We start from the raw sequence: 19,839 nt of genomic DNA on the forward strand, positions 1-19,839 counted from the left end.
AGTTACCCACAACCGGCCGAAGTAGTAGGTGACAGGCCACGGAGGGCCCCACCAGACGAGACGCCCCAAGGACGGAAGTCGTGATCCTTGTAACCCGTATCAACGGTTCCGTGTTCGCGCTGAACCCGGACCTGGTCGAGCGCGTCGACTGCACGCCCGACACGGTAGTGACCCTGGTGGACGGCACGAAGTACATCATCGCCGAGTCCGTGCCCGAGTTCATCGAGTCGGTACGCCACTACCGCGCCTCGCTGATCGCCCAGGCGAGCCGCATGGAGACCGAACCCGTGGAGGGTGCCGAGCCCGCCACGGATGACGACACCGCCGCCAAGGTGCTTCACCTGCACCGGAAGGAACGTTGATGGACCTCGCAAGCATTCTCGGTGTGGTCGTCGGTATGACGATCGTCTTCATCGTCCAGATCCTGGAGGGTGGGCACCCCGCCTCGATCCTGCTGCTCCCGGCGATGTTGCTCGTCTTCGGCGGCGCCTTCTGCGCTGCGATGGCGGGCGGTGTCATGAAGGACGCCAAGGGCTTCTTCGCCTCACTGAAGAAGGCCTTCACGTCCAAGGTCACTCCGCCGACCGAGCTGCTCGACGCCGTCGTGAAGCTGGCCGAACGGGCCCGCCGGGAAGGCCTGCTGGCCCTCGAGGACGCGGTCAAGACGGTCGAGCACCCGTTCCTCAAGCGAGGCCTGCAACTGGCGATCGACGGCACCGACCCGGACGAGCTGCACGACATCCTGCATGCCGAGGTCACCGCCAAGAAGAAGGCCGACAAGGCCGGCGTGAAGTTCATCGAGGGCATGGGTGGTTACGCCCCGACGATCGGCATCATCGGCACGGTCATGGGTCTGGTGCACGTTCTGGAGAACCTGGACAAGCCGGAGACCCTGGGCCACTCGATCGCCGCGGCCTTCGTCGCGACCCTGTGGGGCGTGCTCAGCTCCAACCTGATGTTCCTCCCGCTGGCGGCGCGCCTGACCCGGCTGAGCGCCATCGAGGCCGAGGAGATGGAGCTGGTGATCGACGGTGTGCTCGCGATCCAGGCCGGCTCGAACCCGCGCCTGGTGGCGCAGAAGCTCCGCAGCCTGCTGCCGCCCGACGAAATGAAGAAGGCCGAAGCCGCAGCGACGACGAAGAAGGCAGCCTGATCAGATGAGTTCCGGTGGTGGCGGTGGCGGCCGGCGCAAGAAGGGCCACGAGGAACACGAGGAACATGTCAACCACGAGCGCTGGCTCGTGTCGTACGCCGACATGCTCACCCTGCTGTTCGTCCTCTTCGTGGTCCTTTTCGCGATGAGCAGCGTCGACCAGAAGAAGTTCGCCGAACTGGCAGCCGGTCTCTCCGCCGGCTTCGGCGCCGACAGTGTGGCCTTCACCGGTCAGTCGGCGCCGCTCGACGGCGCCGCGAACACCGCCCAGATCGTCCAGATCGACCCGGGCTCCAATCCCGGTGACGGCAGCTCCGGCACCGAGGGTCTGAACCAGAAGCAGAAGGCCGCGGTCGAGGCGGCCCTGAAGGCTGAGGAACGGAAGAAAGCCTGGGCCAACGCCGAGAAGGCGGCCAAGGAGGCCGAGGACCTCAAGAAGATCGAGAACAAGATCTCCGATGCCCTCGCCAGGGAGAAGCTGCTCGGCAACGCGAAGTTCACCATCGACTCCCGGGGCCTGATCATCACGATCATCACCAACGAGGTGGTGTTCGCCGGCAACCGGGCGGAACTGCAGTCCGGTGGCCGCCGGATCCTCCGGGCGGTCGCCCCGGCGCTGGTGGGCCTGCCGAACAAGATCGAGGTGGATGGTCACACCAACCAGCTCAGAGCGCAGACGACCTTTTACCCGAGCGGCTGGGAGCTCTCGTCAGCTCGTGCCTCGACGGTGGTCCGGTTCTTCACCGAGAACAAAATCCCCAAGAAGCGGCTGACCGCGGTGGGCTTCTCCGACACCAGGCCGCTGATCGACCCGTCCGACCCGCGGTCGATCACCCAGAACCGCCGGGTGGACGTCGTGGTCCTGACGACGCTCACGCCCGACCAGGCGGCGCTGCTGCCCTCCGCAGCCGGCTCGGACGCCAAGCTGCACACCGGGCAGACCACGGCACAGGCGAAGGCCGAGGCGGCCGGGACGACCACCGATTCCACCACTGACTGACGAGAGGGGTGCCGATATGGCCAAGGACGACAAGGACGCCACCGCCGCCGACGAGGCGCCGAAGAAGTCCAAGAAGATGCTGATCATGATCGTGGCCATCGCGCTGGTCGTGCTGGGCGGCGGCGGCGCCGGAGCGTTCTTCATGCTTCGCGGCGACACGGCGGAGGCGAAGGAGGAACCGGTCAAGGGCATCGTCACGGCGATCGAGAACACGCTTACCGTGAACCTGGCCGAGGGCCACTACCTGAAGCTGGGGTTCGCCATCCAGCAGACGGAGGAGGGCGGCGAGGAAGCGGTGGACATCAACGAAGCGCTCAACATCGCGATCGAGACCTACACCGGCCGTGACGTCGCCGAGCTCTCCACCGACGAGGGGCGCAACGCGATCAAGGCCGAATTCCTGGAGAAGCTGAAGAAGGCCTATACCAAGGACGGCGTGGAGATGGTCATGGACGTCTACTTCACCTCCTTCGTCACGCAGTAGCCGGTCCGCGCCCGGATGGGCAGATTCCCGGGAGGGAATCTGCCCATCGGTCATAAAAAGGGATGAAGCGCCACCACGGCTCAGCGGTTCCCGAAACGAGCCGATGAGGACGACGTGACCAAGTCGTCCTCCGCGGTCTCCGCCGCCCGCTCCCCCGGCAAGATGTCACGTCGCGGCCAAGGCGGAGGCCCGGCGCCGTACGACTTCCGCCGGCCGATCAAGCTCTCCCGCGAGCACGTGCGCACGTTGCAGATCGCGTTCGAGACGTACGCCCGCAGCTGTGGCACCCTCCTCACCACCCGGCTCCGCGCGGTGAGCAACTGCTCGCTGATCTCCATCGAGCAGCTCAACTACGACGAGTACGTCGCCGCGCTCGCCAACCCGACGATCATCGCCGTGGTCACCCTCGACCCGCTGCCCGGCACGGTGCTGCTGGAGATCGCGCAGTCGGCCGTGATGACCGCGATCGACCACATGCTCGGGGGACCCGGCGGAACCCAGCCGGAACGGCCCCTGACCGAGGTCGAGATGCCACTGCTGCGCGGTCTGGTCGAGCGGATGCTGGGCGAGCTGCGGTACGGGTTCGAGACGCTTGTGGACATCACGCCGCATCTCAAGGAGATCGAGTACAACGCGCAGTTCCTGCGTGCCCACGCGCCCGGCGACGCCGTGGTGATCGCGTCGTTCGAGATGAAGATCGGCGCGGAGGAGTGCGTGTCCACGATCTGCCTGCCGTTCAACACCATCCTGCCGGTGCTCTCCAAGACCGAGACGATCGTGCTGAGCGCGGCCGAGCGGCAGGCCCGGGACCGGGCGCACCGGAACCTGACGGCCGGACTTTCCGCCGCTCCGATCGACGTAGCAGTGCGATTCCAGCCCATTCGGATGCGTACCGATGACATCGTGGATCTACGCCCCGGGGATGTCGTGCCGCTGGGACATCCGACCAGCCGGCCGCTCGAAGTGACCGTCAACGAGATCGTCTTCGCTCATGCAGTTCCCGGTAACCAGGGCGCCCGGCTCGCCTGTCTCGTCGTGCCGTCGCCCCATGAGAGCCCGTCCAAGGAGTCTGGCCCCCAATGACAGCGCCCACCATGACCGCGCCACAGCTGGCGCTCGCCCGGAACGCCGCCGACGCCGCGCTGGCCGTCCTGCCCACCAGCCGGGCCCTGTTCGCGAGCGACCCGGTCATCCCCGACGCCGGCACGGTTATCGACGGCCAGGCGATCACCGCGCGCTTCACCGGCGCGGCCTCCGGCGAGGTGGTCGTGGTCGTCGGGCAGGACCTGGCGGACGCGCTGCGGGAGAGCCCGCTCGGCGAACTCGACCTGACCGCGGCGGTCCGGCCGGCGCTGGAGGCGGCGGCCCGGGTGTTCGGGCCGGTGGTGCTCGACCCCGGTCAGCTGATGGATCCGGAGGTGGCGCTCAGCGCGCTGGCCGCGAAGGAGGGCGCGGTGGCGGTGCCGCTGCGCGACGACGAGGCGGTACGCGCGGTGATCGCCCTGGCGCTCAACCAGTGGCCCGGGGAGGACCTGTCCGGCGGTCTCGCGCCGGCGTCGCCCAGGATGGCCGCGGTGATGGGCGGCGGCCGCGGCGCCGGGCTGGACATGCTGCACGACGTCGAGATGGAGGTCTCGGCCGAGCTGGGCCGGACCCGGATGAGTGTGCGCGAACTGCTCTCGCTCACCCCGGGTGCCATCGTCGAACTGGACCGGGCCGCTGGTAGCCCCGCCGACCTGCTGGTCAACGGGCGGCTCATCGCCCGGGGCGAGGTCGTGGTGGTCGACGAGAACTTCGGCATCCGGATCACCGAGATCGTCGCGCCCGGCGCCGAATAGGAGTCACCACCTTGATCCCGCTGTTGCTTCAGGTGGCCATCACGCTGCTGGTCGTCCTGCTGATGATGTGGGGGCTGGCCCGGTTGCTGCGGCGGCCGTTCGGCATTCGCGGCAACGCCGCGCTGGCGGTGCTCGGCACCCAGCAGGTGGGCCGGGGCGCGGCGGTGGCCGTGGTCCGGGTCGCCGACCGGGCGCTGGTCATCGGCATCACCGACGCGCAGGTGAGCCTGCTCGGCGAGTACGACTCCGAGACGTTCCTGACCGAGCCGGAGGAGGAGCACATCCCGGTCGACCTGGACGGTGACGAACTGCCCGGGCGGCACCCGGCGGCCACCGGCGGCCGGCTGCACGGCTCGCTCCTCTCCCCGCGCACCTGGACGTCGGCGGTGGATTTCCTTCGCGAGCGAACGGCACGGCCCGAGCGAACTGCGAGGCGATGATGCGACGCGCGATCCTGATCCTTCTGGCGGCGGCGGGGCTGGCCCTCGTGCTGCTGCCGACCGCCGCTTCCGCGATGCCGTTCCACACGGGCGCGGGCACGGTGGTGAGTCAGGATCGGGCGGGCGTGCCCGTACCCCTGGCGCTTCCCGCTCAGCCACCCCCGCGCCTGCCGCAGGGCCCGGTCGCTCATGTCCCGGTGCCGCAGGCGCCGATCCCGCAGGCTCCGATGCCGCAGGCGCCGGCTCCACCCTCGCCACCCTCGATCAACCTCAACATCAACGGTACGAATCCCGACGGGTCCCGCCCGGCCTCGTCACTCGTGATCGTTCTCGGTCTGACCGCCCTGTCGGTGGCGCCGGCCCTGCTGCTGCTCTGCACCTCGTTCACCAAGATCTTCATGGTCCTCGGCATCACCCGTAACGCCCTCGGCCTGACCTCGATGCCGCCCAACCAGGTGCTTGCCGGTCTGGCGCTGTTCCTCAGCCTGTTCGTCATGGGCCCGACCGTCTCCTCGATCAACGAGGTCGGCGTGCAGCCCTACCTGGCCGGGGACAAGACGCAGTCGCAGGCGTTCAACGACGGTGTGCAGCCGCTGCGCGACTTCATGCAGTCGGTGACCCGGCCGGACGAGGTCGCGCTGCTCACCCGGGTGGCCGGCGAGGAGCGGCCGGACAACATGGACGACGTGCCGCTGACCACGCTGGTCCCGGCGTTCGTCCTCTCCGAGCTGCGGGCCGCGTTCATCATCGGCTTCGTCATCTTCATCCCGTTCCTGATCATCGACCTCGTCGTGTCCGCCTCCCTGATGTCACTGGGCATGATGATGCTGCCCCCGGTCACCGTGGCGCTGCCGTTCAAGCTCCTGCTGTTCGTACTCGTGGACGGCTGGGGTCTGATCATCACGTCGCTGGTGGGCTCGTACAGGTAATGAACCTCGAAGTCGCCACCGCGGAGTTCCTGGCGGTCATGCTGGGAGCGGTGCGCACCGGCGCGTGGATGATGGTGTGCCCGCCGTTCAACTCGCGGCTCATCCCCGCCCAGGTCAAGGCGCTGCTCTCGGTCGGGCTCACCCTGCCGATGGCGCCCTACCTGCGGAAGACCGTGCCGCCGCTGGACACCCAGGACATCATCTTCAGTGTCCTGCTCCAGGTCTTCGTCGGCGCCACCCTCGGGTTCATCACGGCGCTGTTCTTCGCCGCCCTGCAGGCCGCCGGTGACCTGCTCGACCTTTTCGGCGGCCTGACGCTGGCGTCCGCCTACGACCCGCTGTCGTTCAGCCAGAGCTCGGTGATGGGCCGGTTCTACAACCTTGTCGCGGTGACCCTGCTCTTCGCGAGCGACGGGCATCAGATGATCCTGCGCGGCTTCCTGCAGAGCTTCCGGACCATGCCGCTGGACGCCTCGTTCGACATGGAGACGTCGAGCCAGGTGCTGCTCGGCGGCGTGGCCGAGCTGTTCCTGGCCGCGGTGCAGATCGCCGGGCCGCTGATCGCGGTGCTGTTCCTGGCCGACGTCGCGCTCGGCCTGCTGAACCGGGTGGCGCCGGCGCTCAACGCGTTCCAGCTCGGCTTCCCGGTGAAGATCTTCATGGTGGTGACGCTCTCCGGGCTGGCCATCACGATGCTGCCCGGCGTGCTCAACACGCTCGTCGAGAAGTCGGTCACCGCGGTGGTCAAACTCAGCGGCGGCTGAATCCGGCCGGCCGTGGTGGCTCCGCCGGATCCGGCGGCTGAACTTCAGGGGGTGAGATGTCCGGCGAGAAAACCGAGCAACCGACAGCCCAAAAGCTCAAGAAGGCCAAGCAAGAAGGCCAGATGGGCAAGACACAGGACCTCGGCGCCTGGTTCGGGATCCTGGCCGCCAGCATCATGCTGCCCCGCACCCTGAGCACGGCCATGGAGCAGGCCCAGGAGCTGATGACGAAGATCCCGGAGACGATCGAGAACCCGGATCCGGGCCGGAACATCGCGGTCCTGCGCGAGGCGCTGATGGGCGCGGTCTGGGCGGTGCTGCCACTGGCGCTGACGATGATGTTCGTCGGCATCGCCGGCGCCGCCGCGCAGGGTGGCATCCGGGTGGCGTCGAAGCTGTTCGTCCCCAAGTTCAAGCGCCTGAACCCGCTGCCCGGCATCAAACGGATGTTCGGGCCGCAGTCGCTCTGGGAGGCGACCAAGGCACTTGTCAAGACGGGCGTGCTGACCGGTGTGCTCTGGATGACGATGAAGGACATCGTCCCGGTGCTCATGCAGGCCGGTCAGCTGCCGCTCGCCTCGACGCTCGACATCGTCAACGACGCGGCGATCTCCTTGATCCGGGCCGCGGCGGCCGCCGGCATCGTGATGGCCGGCGCCGACTACTTCGTGGTGAAGCGGCGCACCAACAAGCAACTGCGGATGACCAAGGAAGAGGTCAAGCAGGAGTACAAGAACACCGAGGGTGACCCGCACGTCAAGGGCCAGATCCGGGCCCGGCAGATGGCGATGGCGCAGAGCCGGCAGATGGCGGACGTGCCGACGGCCGACGTCGTGGTGGTCAACCCGGTGCACGTGGCGGTCGCTCTGCGCTACGAGCCGGAGAAGGGTGCCCCGCGGGTGGTGGCGATGGGCCGGGGGCCGCTCGCGGCGAAGATCCGGGAACTGGCGAACGACAACCGGGTGCCGATGGTGCAGGACGTGCCGCTGGCGCGATCCCTCTACGACAGCTGCGAGGTCGGCCAGGAGATCCCGGCGGACTTCTTCGGCGCGGTCGCCAAGGTGCTGGCGTTCGTGATGAGTCTCAAGGCGAAGGGCTCGGCGGCAGGCCTGCACCAGAGTCCGAACCTCGTGGCCTGAGCGGCCACTTTGCAAGCAGGTGACCGGTGTGTCGCCCGTGACGTAACCGAAATTTCAGGAGATTTACTCACGTAGGGGTGCAAGAGCAGGGAAGATCGGTGCGTGGCGGTGCCACAGCGGCCTCAGTGACGGCGAAGGGTCGCCGGACGCAACGACGCCAGGGACGGCGGCTGAGTTCGCGCGGCCATCGAACTGCCCATGCTCGGAAGGTGCCGTGAAGAAGCAGAACCTAAGCAAGTTCGCCGTGCCGGTGGGGGTCGTCGGCATCATTCTCATGATGGTCGTACCCCTGCCGACCTTCCTGCTGGATCTCTTCATCGCCGTCAACATCACGGTTGCGCTGCTGACCCTGCTGATCTCGATGTTCGTCCAGAAGCCGCTGGACTTCGCGGTCTTCCCGGCCCTGTTGCTGGTCCTCACCCTGTTCCGGCTGGCGCTCAACATCAGCGCGACCCGGCTGGTGCTCCGCGACGGTGACGCCGGCAAGGTGATCCACGCGTTCGGCAGCTTCGTCGTCGGCGGCAACCTGGTGATCGGCCTGGTGATCTTCTCGATCCTGGTGATCGTCCAGATGATCGTGGTGACGAAGGGTGCCGAGCGGGTCGCCGAGGTCGGTGCCCGCTTCACCCTCGACGCCATGCCGGGCAAGCAGATGGCGATCGACGCGGACCTCAACGCCGGCCTGATCGACGAGGCCGGCGCGAAGAAGCGCCGCGCCGAGGTGGCGGCCGAGGCCGAGTTCTACGGCGCGATGGACGGTGGTTCGAAGTTCGTCAAGGGCGACGCCATCGCGGCCATCATCATCACGCTGATCAACCTGGTCGGCGGGTTCGCGATCGGCATCATGCAGGCCGGCATGGCCCCGGTCGACGCGATGAACCACTACAGCATGCTGAGCATCGGCGACGGCCTGGTCTCGCAGATCCCCGCTCTGCTGCTGTCGGTCGCCACCGGTCTGATCGTCACCCGGTCGGCCACCTCCGGCGACATGGGTCAGACGGTCACCGCCCAGCTCGGCCAGAACAAGCTCGCCCTGCGTATCGGCGGTGGCGCCGCGCTCGCCCTCTGCATCATCCCGGGCCTGCCGAAGCTGCCGTTCCTGCTGGTCGGTGGTGCGGTCCTGGCGATCGCCCAGCGGATGAAGGACCCGGAACCGGAGGCAAAGGAGGAGGCGGCCGCCGCCGCCGAGGCGGTCGACATGCCCGCCCCCGACTCGCCGGAACAACTGCTCGGCGAGATGCGGATCGACCCGCTGGAGCTGGCCCTCGCACCCGACCTGGTCGACCTGGTCGATCAGAGCAGCGGGGACCTGCTGGACCGGGTACGCGCGCTGCGCCGCAAGATGGCGATGGAACTGGGCGTGATCATGCCGCCGGTCCGTACCCGGGACGACCTGGACCTGCCCCTCTCGTCGTACGCCATCCGGATCTCCGGTGTCGACGCCGGCACCGGGCAGGCGCCGCCGGGCGCGGTCCTGGCGATCGGTGAGGGACTGCAGGCGCTGCCCGGCCGGGCCGGGGTCGAGCCGGTCTTCGGGCTGGCCGGCAAGTGGGTGCCGGCCGAGCTGCACTACCAGGCCGAACTCTCCGGGGCGACGGTGGTGGACCGGGCCTCGGTGATCATCACGCACCTGGCCGAGATCGTCCGGACCAACGCGAGCCGCCTGCTGGGTCGCGAGGACGTGCGGGCGCTGACCGAGATGGTCAAGCGCACCCACCCCGTCGTGGTCGAGGAGCTGACGCCCGGTCTGCTCAGCCTCGGCCAGATCCAGAAGGTCCTCCAGGCGATGCTCGACGAGGGGGTGCCGATCCGCGACCTGGTTCGGATCTTCGAGGCGCTGTCGCTGCGGGCCAAGACGACCATGGACCACGACAGCCTGGTCGAGGCGGCACGCGGCGCCCTCGGCCCGGCGATCGCGGCGCAGTACACGTCGGCCGGGCGGCTCACCGTGATCACGCTCGACCCGATGCTCGAGCAGAGCCTGCTCGAGTCGTTGCGGCCCAGCGACACCGGCGCCTTCATGGCGATCGACGGCATGCGTGCCGAGGCGATCGTCAGCGAGGCAAGCCGGCTCGCCGAGGCCGCCGAGCAGCAGGGACTGAACCCGGTCCTGGCCTGCTCACCGCAGCTGCGGCTGCCACTCATGCGACTGCTGCGTGCCGGCTCCCGCCGGGTGCAGGTGCTGTCGTACAGCGAAATCTCTGGTTCCACCGCACAGATCGAGACGATAGGGGTGGTGAACGGTGCCTACGCGGGTGCTGCTTGAGGGACCGACCATCGAGCCGCTGCTGGCTCAGGTACGTGACGAGTACGGCTCCGGCGTGAAGATCATTTCCGCCGACAAGGTACGAAGCGGTGGTATCGGGGGCTTCTTCGCGAAGCAGCACTACGAGCTTTCCGTCGAGGTACCGGATCCGACCGAGGACAGTGATGACATGGCGCAACAGACCGTCGGCCAGAACGACACGAACAACTTCGAGCGTCTGCTGGAGCAGGCCGAATCCCAGGACCGGATCAGCCCGGAGGGGGGCTCGAACGGTGACACACGCGTCCGGAGCGAGGGCCGCAACGCCGGTCTCGGCGACACCGGCGCGGCCTTCGCGGACCTGATGGCCGGCCTGGACGCGGCCAGCCACGGCGCCGGGGGGAGTCCACCACGAGCAGCGGCCAGGCCACGGCAGACCGAGAACCGGGACGAGACGCCGACGGTACGGCCGTTCCGTCCCGCCGCGGCCGGCGGTTCCGCGGTGAACGCCGGGCACCGGACACTCCCGGCGGCCCTGCCGACCGTGCCGAGCTTCCCGGCTCGACCGGCCGCCGCAGCCCCGAAGGAACCGCCGATGCCGCCCCAGCCACCGCAGATGCAACAGACGTCGCAGCGGCCGCAGATGCAGCACATGTCGCAGGCATCGCAGCCGGCGGCGCATCTGTCGGCACCGCAGGCGCCTGCCGCACACACCGCGACGCCGCAGATGCAGCCGGCGCAGATGCCGCACATGCCGCACATGCCGGAGGCGGCCGCGCCGATCCGTACCGCCGTGTCCGCGCAGGCCCGGGCCGCCACGCCGGCTCCGCTGCGGACATCCGAGCCGACCGCCGTGCCGCCCCGGGCGGCCACTGCGGCGCCGTTCAGCCCGGCCCCGATCCGGTCCGCCGCCGAGGTGTACGGAATCGACGAACCACCCGCCCCCGTCTCACCGGCGGCGCCGGTCGTCGCGACGGCCCCCGCACCGGTGGCCGCACCGGCACTGCGCTCCGGCGAGCTCGATCCGGTGCAGCGGAACCTTATGACGGTCGGCATGCCGGAGGAGATGGCTCGCAAGATCACTGGCGGGGACACGTACGCGGGTGTGCTCAGCGTGCTCGCCGCCCGGCCGTCCGCGCCCGGCATCCCGGACGGGCCGGGGGAGATCCTGGTGCTGGCCGGTGAGGTGCACACTGCCGTACCCATCGCCAAGCAGCTGCTCGAACAGGTCCACGTGGACCAGAGCCACCTGCTGCTGGCCGGCCCCTCGACCGCCGGCACCGGGCTGCACTCCTCCCGGCTGATCTCCAGCCGGGGCGCCGCCGAGTCGCGCGCCGACAAGCTGCAGAGCTCCGACCACTCCTGGATCGTCGTGATCGACGCCCCGGTCGGCGGGACCGACCCGTTCTGGGTCAACGACATGTGCGACGCCCTCGGCGCCACCGCGCTCTGGGCCGTCGTCGACGCCACCCGCAAGACCGCGGACACCGCCCGCCACCTGCGCGGTCTCGGAGACGTGGAGGCGCTCGTCGTGCACAGCGTGGAGCTCACCTCGGACCCGGCCTCGGTGCTCGGCCTGGACGTGCCGATCTTCTCGCTGGACGGCAAGCCGGCCACGCCGCACGCCTGGGCCGCGATGCTGTGCGCGCGGATCGCGGCCGAGGTGATGCCGTCCGCGGCCGTGCCCCGCCGGCAGTCACGCGCCTCCCGGCGATGATCCGGCCGTCGGTCCTGCTGTTCGCGCTGCTGATCAGCGCGCCGGCGTGGTACCGCCTGCTCTTCGACCAGCTCGACATCCTGCAGGTGCTGATCAGGTTCCTGATCGCCGTCCCGATCGCCGCCGTGCTCCTGGCCGGGGTGCGGTTCGTCGTGGCCGGTTACCGCAAGCACCCGTCGGACGGCGCGCCGGTCACGCCGGAGCCGACCGACAACACGACGCCGTAGCTCCGCGAGGCCGTAGCCGGCAGCGTCCACCGAACAGTGACGACCACCCGCCGTGGCGGGTGGTCGTCACTGTTCGTGAGTGCCGGACAGATGTAGCTGTGCGTGTGCCGATCAGGCCTGCAGGTCCACCCGCCCGGCCGGAACCGTGCGCCGGGTGGCGTTCGGTGCCGGCTCGGCCGGCAGGTCGCCGGTACCGCCGGTGGCGTCCCCCCGCCGGCCCGGCCCACCGGTCTGCTGCCGGGCCTGCTGCTGTGCGGTGCCCTGCCGCAGGTCGAGCGAGCAGTTGCCGAAGCCGGACTCCTGCAGCTCACGGCGCAGATCCTCCAGCGACGACCGGAGTGCCTCGGTGCCGGCCTCGGTACCGCCGGAGAGCTGCACGCTGATGTCACCGTTGCGGATCTCTGCGACCACCTGGACCGGCCCCAGGTCGACCGGATGCAGGTGCACGGTGAGCCGATGCACGCCGTCCGCGTCCAGGCGCAGCGGAACGATCCGCATGGCCAGCTGCGAGGCCGGCGGCCCGGGGATCGGCGTGGACGGCGGCGGTGCCGGCACGTCGGCCACCGGTGCGGCCGGTGCGGCGGCCTGCGGCGCGGTCACCGCACCCGGGCCCGGTACGCCGCCGGGCGGCAGACCGGCCTCGGCCGGGGTGGTGCCGGGTACGCCGGTCGGCAGCCCACCCGGTGTCGCGCCCGCCGGGGTGCCCTCGGCGCCGGCCGTCCCCGCACCCGGGAACTGCTCGCCGCCCGCGGCCTCGCCACCGGCCGACCCGTCCCCGGTGTCCGGCGCGGACGTGTCACCGGCCGGCGCGGCGGCAGCCTCCGGCGTGAGCTCGCTGGAGCCCTCCGCCGGTGCGGTCGCCGTGGCGGCGGCCTCGGTGGCCGGCGCCGGTGCGGTGGCCTGCTGGGCAATTCCGGTCGTCGCAGCGGTTTGTGTGGCGCCCTGCAGCGTCCCGGTGCTGTCCGTGGTGCCCTGCGGCGTCGCGGCGGTCTCTGTGACGCCGGGTGGGGCCGCGAGCCCTGCTGCGGTGCCCGGGGCTGCGGTGCCCGGGACCGTCGTGCCCGGGGCGGCGGCACCTGTCCCGACACCGCCGCCGGCGGCGGGTGTCCCGGCACCCGGAACCTGTCCGGCGGTGCCGTCCGCGCCCGCCACGGCCGGCTGCTGCGCCGCGGTTCCGGCCGGCGCCGTACCGGTGGCGGCGGGAGCGGTCCCCGAGATCGCCAGGGGATCGGCGGCCGCGGTCCCTTCGGTGCCCTCGAGCGGGGTGGCTGCCGATTGCGGTACGGCCATCGCGGCCATCGCCGCGGCGGCGGCCGCACCACCGGGGACGGGCGTCTCCGCGGTCCGGGTCTCAGTGTCCGGGCGCGCGGCCGGGTCTCCGGCCACTCCCGCAGGCTGATCCTTCCCGGTCGCGGCGCTGGTTGTCTCTCCGGTGGCCGCTGCCGTGTCACGCGGCCCGGCCGTGGGCTTCGCGCCCGGCCGGTCGGTGGTGCTCCGGTTCGTCACGGCCCGATCGGCGGAGGCCCGATCGGTGCCGGGCCGGTCGGTGCGTTCGGCCGCGGGCCGCTGATCGGCGGGCCGCCCGGCGACCGGCCGGACCGCTGCCCGGCTCGCCGCCGCACGCAGATCCGCCGCCCGGTTCGCGGCCGCACGCAGATCCGCCGCCCGGTCGGCCGTGGCCCGCTGGTCGGCGGCCCGGCTGGTGGCGCGCTGGTCGGCGGCGGTCCGGTTGGCGGTGGCGCGCTGGTCGGCGGCGCGGTCGGCAGCGGCGCGGTTGGCGGTGGCCCGCTGGTCGGCGGCGCGGTCCGCGGCGGCGCGGTTGGTGACCGAGCGCTGGTCGGCGGCCCGGTCGGCGGCCGCCCGCTGGTCGGCCGTGCGGTCCGCGGCTCGGCCGGCGGCCTGGTCGGCGGCCCGTTTCGCCGTGTTCTGCGCGGTCGCGTTGTGGTCGACGGCCGCCATCCGGTTCCGTACCGCCCGATTGATCAACCCTCGGTCGGCGGCAGCCCGTTCGGCGGCGGCCCGCTCCGCGGCGGCCCGGTCCAGGGACGCCCGCGTCGCGGCGGCGCGGTCGTCGGCGGCCCGTTGCGCGGCCTCCCGGGCGGATCCGGGTGCGGCCGACGGCGTACCCGAAGCGGGTTTCTCACCCCCGGGCCGATCCATTTCCGCCGAGAGCGCCGACCCGAAATCCGCACCCCCCTCGTCCCGCCGCCCCCCAGCTCGCCGGGTGCTGTCGGTGGTGGGCCGCCGATCGGGACCTGTCACGGAAGTCGCCATGAGTCTCTCCTGATGTCCGGGGTCGAGCGGTCGGGAGGTCAGCCACCCAAGGCGGCCAGGGCCTTCTGAACCTTCGGGACGTACGCCTGGGTCTCGGCGAACGGCGGAATTCCGTCGTACTTGCGCACCGCGCCACCACCGGCGTTGTACGCAGCCAGCGCAAGCGGCACCGACTTGAACTCCTTCAGGAGCGAGGAGAGCATCTTCGCGGCACCGTTGACGGCCTGGTCCGGGTCGAACGAGTCCTTCACACCCAACCCCCGCGCGGTGGACGGCATGAGCTGCATCAGTCCCTGCGCGCCGGCCTTGCTGACCGCACGCGGGTCGTAGCCCGACTCCACCTTCGCGACCGCCGCCAGCAGCTTCGGCGAGACGCCGTGCCGCGCACCGGCCTGGTTGAAGAGGTCGGCGTACGGGACACCGCTCACCTGCGTGCCACCGGCCGCCCGCAGACCGGCCGGCCGCAACGCCGACATGTCCTGCACCGCGGCGACCGGCAGATCGTCCAGGACGCGGCGGATGTGGGTCGGCTTCTCGTACACCGATTGGATCTTGACGTGGTCGCCTGGCTTCGGCGCCGCGATCATCTTGTTGTCGCCGACATAGATCGCGACGTGGTCGACAGGCGAGTTGAAAGCCAGGATGTCACCCGGCTTGGCGTCCGACATGCTCGCCACCGGACGACCGGCGCGGGCCTGCTGCCACGAGTTGCGCGGCAGATCGACACCCAGATCCTCGTACGCCTGCTGCACCAGCCCCGAACAGTCCAACCCCTTCGACGGATCACCACTGCCGTAGACGTACGGCTTACCCAGGTACTTCTTGGCGGCCGCGACGACGTCGGCACCCCTCGGTCCGGCAGCACCGGGCTGAGCGACACCGGCGCCCGTCGCGTCGGCCAGCGCCGAAGCGAACTTGGTGCCCGAGCTGCCGGCGACCGTGCCGGCCGGCGGCGGATTGAGTCCGAGCTGCTCCTTGAGCTCGGCAACGCGGGACAGAACCCCGCTGACACCCATAGAAGTCATTCCTGGCTCCCGTCCTGTGGACCCGAGGCGGCCTGCCGGGCCTTCGCGGTGACCGCCAGCTCATCAAGGTTGGACTGGTCGACACGGAGATCGTGATCGCGGACGGCCTCGGCGTGCCGTTCCGCCATCAACTCCACGGCCCGGCGTTTCTTGGCCGCCTCGGTGAGCGCGGCCATCTTCTCCCGCTCCAGATCCTCCGCGTCGGCGACCATGCGCTGCGCCGAGAACAACCCGGCGGCAAGCGACTGCCGGGCGACAAGCGCCGCCACCATGGCACGAGCCGAACCCTCCGACGGCGCATCCGCGCCCGTCAACTCCAGGCGGCGGCGTTTCAGCAGGGCTTCGGCCTCACGAATCTCGGCCCGGGACTGGATGACCGCGCCGCGAGCGGCATCCTCCTGCGCCTTGCGAGCACGAAGAACGGGTCCGAGTCGGAACAAGCGGTTCAACGTCTGCCTCCTACCGGGGCTCGTGGGCCCTCACTTCCACCGCTTCGGCCTGACAACCGGATCGCTGAGTGCTCGCAACCTGTCTGCTACTGGGTTGGTTCTGGTTTTGGCCTGACGGATCGGCTGCTGTGCTGGCCGGCGTCGCCTTCGGCTCGCGGCATTCCGCCCTACGGGAGCTGTGCTGGCCGGCTTCGCCTTCGGCTCGCGGCATTCCGCCCTATGGGAGCTGACGTCGAGACCACCGAAATCCACTACGGCTTCGCCTGGTGGATTTCGGCGGCCTCGACGTCAGCGGGCGGAATGCGACTTGGTTGCGGTTGGGGCGACCTTGGTTATGGTCGGACCGGGTGGGCTGGGCTGGTTCTGTGGCGGCATTCCCGGTTTGTCCTTGCCGCCTCCGCCACCACAAACCAATGGAAAGCACCCCTCGCTTCCCCACAAGACGATCGGAACATCCCGCCCAAAAGGTGCGACCACAACCCGACCAGCGCCCCAACCCACTGGCATGGTGCGATGCGGTGGCGGGCCGGAGCGGCGTGGTTTTCTCGCCTTCGGCTTCCTGGCGGTCAGCGTGATGCGCTGCGTTACGGGCGTGCGGCGGTGTTGATCTGCTAGCGCTACGAAATCGCTGTGACAGGCCCGTGATCACCGCGATTTCGTAGCGCTAGCAGATCAACATGCGGCAACAGCATCGTCACGCCCAGTTCCTACTCGGCCTGGATGGCCGCGTCCGGTGCCAGTGGGCCGTAGAGGGTGGGAACACGGGGGTGTGCGCGGGCGGTGTCGGCCCGCGGGGCGCCAGTGGTGTCGGCCCGCAGATGGGGCGCAGGTGGGGCGCAGGTCGGGGGCGCGCGTCGTGTCAGCCCACCGGGTGATGCCGGTCTGTGGGGCGCGGGTGGTGCCGGTCCGCGGGGCGCGGGTGTGCCGGCAGGCAGGGCGGGGCGCGGGTGATGCCGGCACCCAGAGTAGGGCGCGGGTGGTGTTGGAAGTTATGTTGTTGCTAGGAGGGCTCTTAGGGCGGCCCAGGCGTCGTCTGCGGTTACACGTTCGTCCAGGTCCTGGCGCAAGAAGGCGCTGATCTGGGGCCAGGCGGCGTTGGCCCGGTCGGCGTCGGGGTTGGTGCCGGGTACGTAGGCGCCGATCTCGACGAGTTCCCGGACGTCGCGGTGTGCGGCCATCAGGCGGCGCAGTTCGGTGGCGTCGGCGCGCTGCTCGCGAGTGGTGATCTTGTTGGCTACCCGGGAGATCGAGTCGAGGGCCTGGATGCTGGGGAAGTGGCCGGCGGTCGCCAGTTTGCGGTCCAGCACGATGTGCCCGTCCAAGATCGAACGGGCCGCGTCGGCGATCGGCTCGTTGTGGTCGTCGCCCTCGACCAGCACCGTGTAGAGGCCGGTGATGCTGCCCCGGGCGCCCGGCCCGGCCCGTTCCAGCAGGGAGGCGAGCATCGCGAAGACCGAGGGTGGATATCCCCGGGTGGCCGGTGGTTCGCCGACGGAGAGGCCGACCTCGCGCTGCGCCATCGCGGCCCGGGTCACGCTGTCCATCATGAGGAGCACGTCGGCGCCCTCGTCGCGGTAGTACTCGGCGATGCGGGTGGCGACCGAACCGGCCCGGAGCCGGACCAGCGGTGGCGTGTCCGAGGTGGCGATCACGACGACCGAACGGGCCAGACCTTCCTCGCCGAGGTCGTGTTCGATGAACTCGCGTACCTCCCGGCCGCGCTCACCGACCAGGGCGACCACGTTGAGCTCCGCCGAGGTGCCGCGCGTGATCATGCTCATCAGGGTGGACTTGCCGACACCCGAGCCGGCGAAGATGCCGATGCGCTGGCCGCGGCCGCAGGGTACGAGCGTGTCGAGCACCCGTACGCCCAGGGACATCGGCTTGTCGACCAGCTGGCGGTCCATCGCCGCCGGTGGCGCGGTGTCGATGCCGACCAGTTCACCGCGCAGGGGCGGGCCGCCGTCCATCGGGCGGCCCAGGCCGTCCAGGATGCGCCCGCGCAGGTCCGGGCCGACCGCGACGCGTAGCGGGCCGCCGGTGCTGTAGGCCGGGGTGCCGCCGCCCATCCCGGCGATCGGGCCGAGCGGCAGGCAGGAGAGCCGGTCGCCCTCGATCGCCGCCACCTCGGCGAACACACTGTCCGGGCCGTCGCCGATCCGCAGCAGGTCGCCGACGTTCGCCTCGATGCCGCTCACCGTCACGCGCAGGCCCACCGCGCCGGTCACCCGGCCGCTGACCATCGGCCGGGCGGCGGTGATCGCGCTGTGCAACCGGTGCTGGAACAGGTCGGTCATAACTGTGTCCTCCTGCGGCGCGGCCGGGCGCCCTGGATGCGGCGCGCGGCGCCGGAAAGCTGAGCGCACAAAGGCGCGGAAACGCCGGAAAGCTGAGCGCACGAGGCGCGGAAAAGCCGGAAAGCTGAGCGCACGAGGCGCGGAAACGCCGGAAAGCTCTAGATGCGGAGCGCCTCGCGAGCGCGGCTCATCGCCGTCTCGATCGTCGCGTCGACGGTGGCGGTGCCGGTCGCGGCGATCGCGTCGCCGGGCCGCAGGGCGGGGTCGGGGCGCAGGCTGATCCGGCGGCCCTCGTAGTCGAATTCGTTGTCCCCTGACTCGCCCACCAGCGTCCGGTAGTCGTCCGGGTGCAGGCTCACGGTCACGCCGCCGTGCTCGGGGGCGGCACTCATGGCCCGGCGCAGGGCGGTGGCGCCACGGTCCGGGTCGTCGTGCAGCGACCGCGCGACGATGGCCTCGGCCAGCTCGAAGGCGCTTGCCAGGATGACTTCCTGAAGTTCGGTGAAGGTCGGGTGGAGCTGGTTCTCCAGTTCGGTGACGGCCCGGCCCAGGGCGTTGACGGACTGGGCGAGCGCGGTGGCACGGCGTTGCTCGTACGCCTCCTCGCTGGCGACAGCCCGCGCCGCCGCAGCTTCCGAGGCTGCCGCCGCATCGCGTTTGCCCTGTGCCCACCCTTCGGCGTAACCGGTGGTGCGGGCCTGCTGTTTCGCCCGTTCCACGGCCTCGCTGTCGATCGGATCGTCACGTCGCAGGTCGACGGCGAACCGCGCGGCGGTGGCGCTCTCGGCCACCGCCCCGCGGATCACCTGCCGGTCAGGCGATGAGCTCATCGTCTTCGCCACCACGCTGGATCTCGATCTGTCCGGAGTCCTCGAGGGTGCGGATGACACCGACGATCTTCGCCTGCGCCTCCTCGACCATCTTGACCTTGGTGGGGCCGAGCAGGTCGATCTCCTCGAGCAGGTTCTCCCGGCCACGTTCGGACAGGTTCTTGGTGACCTTCTCGCGTACGGTGTCCGGCACGCCCTTGAGCGCCGTGGCGAGGTCGGCCGGCTCCACCTGACGCAGCACCAGCTGCACCGAGCGGTCGTCGAGGCTGATGATGTCCTCGAACATGAACATCCGGCGGCGGATCTCCTCGGCCAGCTCCGGGTTGCGTGCCTCCAGGGCCTCCAGGATGAGGCGCTCGGTGGTCCGGTCGGCGCGGTTGATGATGTCGACGAGCGGCTGGAGGCCGCCGACCGTGGAGAGCTCGTCCGGCTGGAGCACGGTGGAGAGCTTGCGCTGCAACGCCGTCTCGACCTGCCGGATGACGTCCGGCGAGGTGCGATCCATGATCGCGATCCGGTGCGCGACCTCGGTCTGCACCTCCAGCGGGAGCCCGGCCAGGATCGACGAGGCCAGGGCCGAGGGTATGTGTGCCAACACCAGCGCGATGGTCTGCGGATGCTCGTACTGGACGTAGGAGAGCAGCTGACGTGGGTCCGCATGGCTGAGGAAGTTGAACGGGATGTCGTTCATCGACGCCTCGAGCCGGTCCAGGATGAGCGCCGCCCGCTCCTTGCCGAGCGACGCCTCCAGCAGCTCCCTGGCGTAGTCCATGCCGCCCGACCCGGCGTACCGGGTCGTCGCCATGGCGTAGAACTCGTCCATCACGTCGTCGACCTGAGAGGGGTCGAGTTTGCCCAGCCGAGCGACCTCGGCGGACAGCATCTCGACCTCTTTCTCGGTCATGTTCGCCAGTACCTCGGCGGACTGTTCCTTGCCGAACTGGACCAGCATTATCGCGGCCTTGCGCGCGCCCGTCATCGAGAGCGTGGTGAGACCCGGTGTGGTCAACGGACACTCCTCAACCGTC

The 19,839-nt window shown here is 70.2% G+C and carries 19 protein-coding genes; 13 read left to right on the forward strand and 6 right to left on the reverse strand.

Features of this window, described 5'->3' with window-relative positions:
- Positions 1–80: 80 nt before the first annotated feature.
- The 13 genes from LPA41_RS02330 (at position 81) to LPA41_RS02390 (ending at position 11,936) form a co-directional block, all read left to right on the forward strand.
- On the forward strand, positions 81–362 hold the full coding sequence (locus LPA41_RS02330) for a flagellar FlbD family protein (RefSeq protein WP_229067905.1): 282 nt from the start codon (positions 81–83) through the stop codon (positions 360–362).
- Complete coding sequence (locus LPA41_RS02335; protein ID WP_229067906.1) at positions 362–1,153, forward strand: flagellar motor protein; 792 nt, start codon at positions 362–364, stop codon at positions 1,151–1,153. The genes LPA41_RS02330 and LPA41_RS02335 overlap by 1 nt, the downstream gene beginning before the upstream one ends.
- 4 nt (positions 1,154–1,157) lie before the next feature.
- A complete protein-coding gene (locus LPA41_RS02340) occupies positions 1,158–2,153 on the forward strand; it encodes a flagellar motor protein MotB (RefSeq protein WP_229067907.1) in 996 nt (331 codons plus the stop codon).
- 16 nt (positions 2,154–2,169) lie between these two features.
- Entirely contained in the window at positions 2,170–2,637 is a 468-nt protein-coding gene (fliL, locus tag LPA41_RS02345; protein ID WP_229067908.1) for a flagellar basal body-associated protein FliL, read from the forward strand.
- A gap of 114 nt (positions 2,638–2,751) precedes the next feature.
- Positions 2,752–3,720 (forward strand): flagellar motor switch protein FliM, encoded by a 969-nt coding sequence (locus LPA41_RS02350; RefSeq protein WP_229067909.1) that lies wholly within the window; start codon positions 2,752–2,754, stop codon positions 3,718–3,720.
- Positions 3,717–4,475: a flagellar motor switch protein FliN gene (gene fliN, locus LPA41_RS02355; RefSeq protein ID WP_229067910.1), complete on the forward strand. Its 759-nt coding sequence runs from the start codon at positions 3,717–3,719 to the stop codon at positions 4,473–4,475. Before LPA41_RS02350 ends, fliN begins: the two co-directional genes overlap by 4 nt.
- Before the next feature lie 11 nt (positions 4,476–4,486).
- Complete coding sequence (locus LPA41_RS02360; protein ID WP_229067911.1) at positions 4,487–4,915, forward strand: flagellar biosynthetic protein FliO; 429 nt, start codon at positions 4,487–4,489, stop codon at positions 4,913–4,915.
- A complete protein-coding gene (gene fliP / locus LPA41_RS02365; RefSeq protein ID WP_229067912.1) occupies positions 4,915–5,844 on the forward strand; it encodes a flagellar type III secretion system pore protein FliP in 930 nt (309 codons plus the stop codon). The genes LPA41_RS02360 and fliP overlap by 1 nt, the downstream gene beginning before the upstream one ends.
- Complete coding sequence (locus LPA41_RS02370) at positions 5,844–6,608, forward strand: flagellar biosynthetic protein FliR (RefSeq protein WP_229067913.1); 765 nt, start codon at positions 5,844–5,846, stop codon at positions 6,606–6,608. The genes fliP and LPA41_RS02370 overlap by 1 nt, the downstream gene beginning before the upstream one ends.
- A 56-nt stretch (positions 6,609–6,664) precedes the next feature.
- Positions 6,665–7,747: a flagellar biosynthesis protein FlhB gene (locus LPA41_RS02375; protein ID WP_229067914.1), complete on the forward strand. Its 1,083-nt coding sequence runs from the start codon at positions 6,665–6,667 to the stop codon at positions 7,745–7,747.
- Between the two features lie 214 nt (positions 7,748–7,961).
- A complete protein-coding gene (gene flhA / locus LPA41_RS02380; RefSeq protein ID WP_229067915.1) occupies positions 7,962–10,013 on the forward strand; it encodes a flagellar biosynthesis protein FlhA in 2,052 nt (683 codons plus the stop codon).
- Positions 10,003–11,709 carry a hypothetical protein gene (locus LPA41_RS02385; protein WP_229067916.1) on the forward strand — a complete coding sequence of 569 codons (1,707 nt, stop codon included), beginning with the start codon at positions 10,003–10,005 and terminating at the stop codon, positions 11,707–11,709. The genes flhA and LPA41_RS02385 overlap by 11 nt, the downstream gene beginning before the upstream one ends.
- A complete protein-coding gene (locus tag LPA41_RS02390; RefSeq protein ID WP_229067917.1) occupies positions 11,706–11,936 on the forward strand; it encodes a hypothetical protein in 231 nt (76 codons plus the stop codon). Before LPA41_RS02385 ends, LPA41_RS02390 begins: the two co-directional genes overlap by 4 nt.
- A 111-nt stretch (positions 11,937–12,047) precedes the next feature.
- Here LPA41_RS02390 and LPA41_RS41660 read toward each other — a convergent pair whose 3' ends face one another.
- From LPA41_RS41660 to fliG, 6 genes are all read right to left on the reverse strand, one after another.
- A complete protein-coding gene (locus LPA41_RS41660; protein ID WP_255689032.1) occupies positions 12,048–14,210 on the reverse strand; it encodes a flagellar hook-length control protein FliK in 2,163 nt (720 codons plus the stop codon).
- Positions 14,211–14,248: 38 nt separating this feature from the next.
- Positions 14,249–15,235: a transglycosylase SLT domain-containing protein gene (locus LPA41_RS02400; protein ID WP_229067918.1), complete on the reverse strand. Its 987-nt coding sequence runs from the start codon at positions 15,233–15,235 to the stop codon at positions 14,249–14,251.
- A complete protein-coding gene (locus LPA41_RS02405) occupies positions 15,232–15,684 on the reverse strand; it encodes a cell envelope biogenesis protein TolA (RefSeq protein WP_229067919.1) in 453 nt (150 codons plus the stop codon). Before LPA41_RS02405 ends, LPA41_RS02400 begins: the two co-directional genes overlap by 4 nt.
- A gap of 989 nt (positions 15,685–16,673) precedes the next feature.
- Entirely contained in the window at positions 16,674–17,981 is a 1,308-nt protein-coding gene (locus LPA41_RS02410) for a FliI/YscN family ATPase (RefSeq protein WP_229067920.1), read from the reverse strand.
- Between the two features lie 158 nt (positions 17,982–18,139).
- The gene (locus tag LPA41_RS02415) at positions 18,140–18,811 is read right to left on the reverse strand and encodes a FliH/SctL family protein (protein ID WP_229067921.1); all 672 of its coding nucleotides are present in this window, start codon (positions 18,809–18,811) and stop codon (positions 18,140–18,142) included.
- Positions 18,795–19,820 carry a flagellar motor switch protein FliG gene (gene fliG, locus LPA41_RS02420; RefSeq protein WP_229067922.1) on the reverse strand — a complete coding sequence of 342 codons (1,026 nt, stop codon included), beginning with the start codon at positions 19,818–19,820 and terminating at the stop codon, positions 18,795–18,797. Before fliG ends, LPA41_RS02415 begins: the two co-directional genes overlap by 17 nt.
- Between the last annotated feature and the right edge of the window lie 19 nt (positions 19,821–19,839).

This window comes from Actinoplanes sp. DH11 (assembly GCF_020873875.1).
Lineage (GTDB): Bacteria > Actinomycetota > Actinomycetes > Mycobacteriales > Micromonosporaceae > Actinoplanes.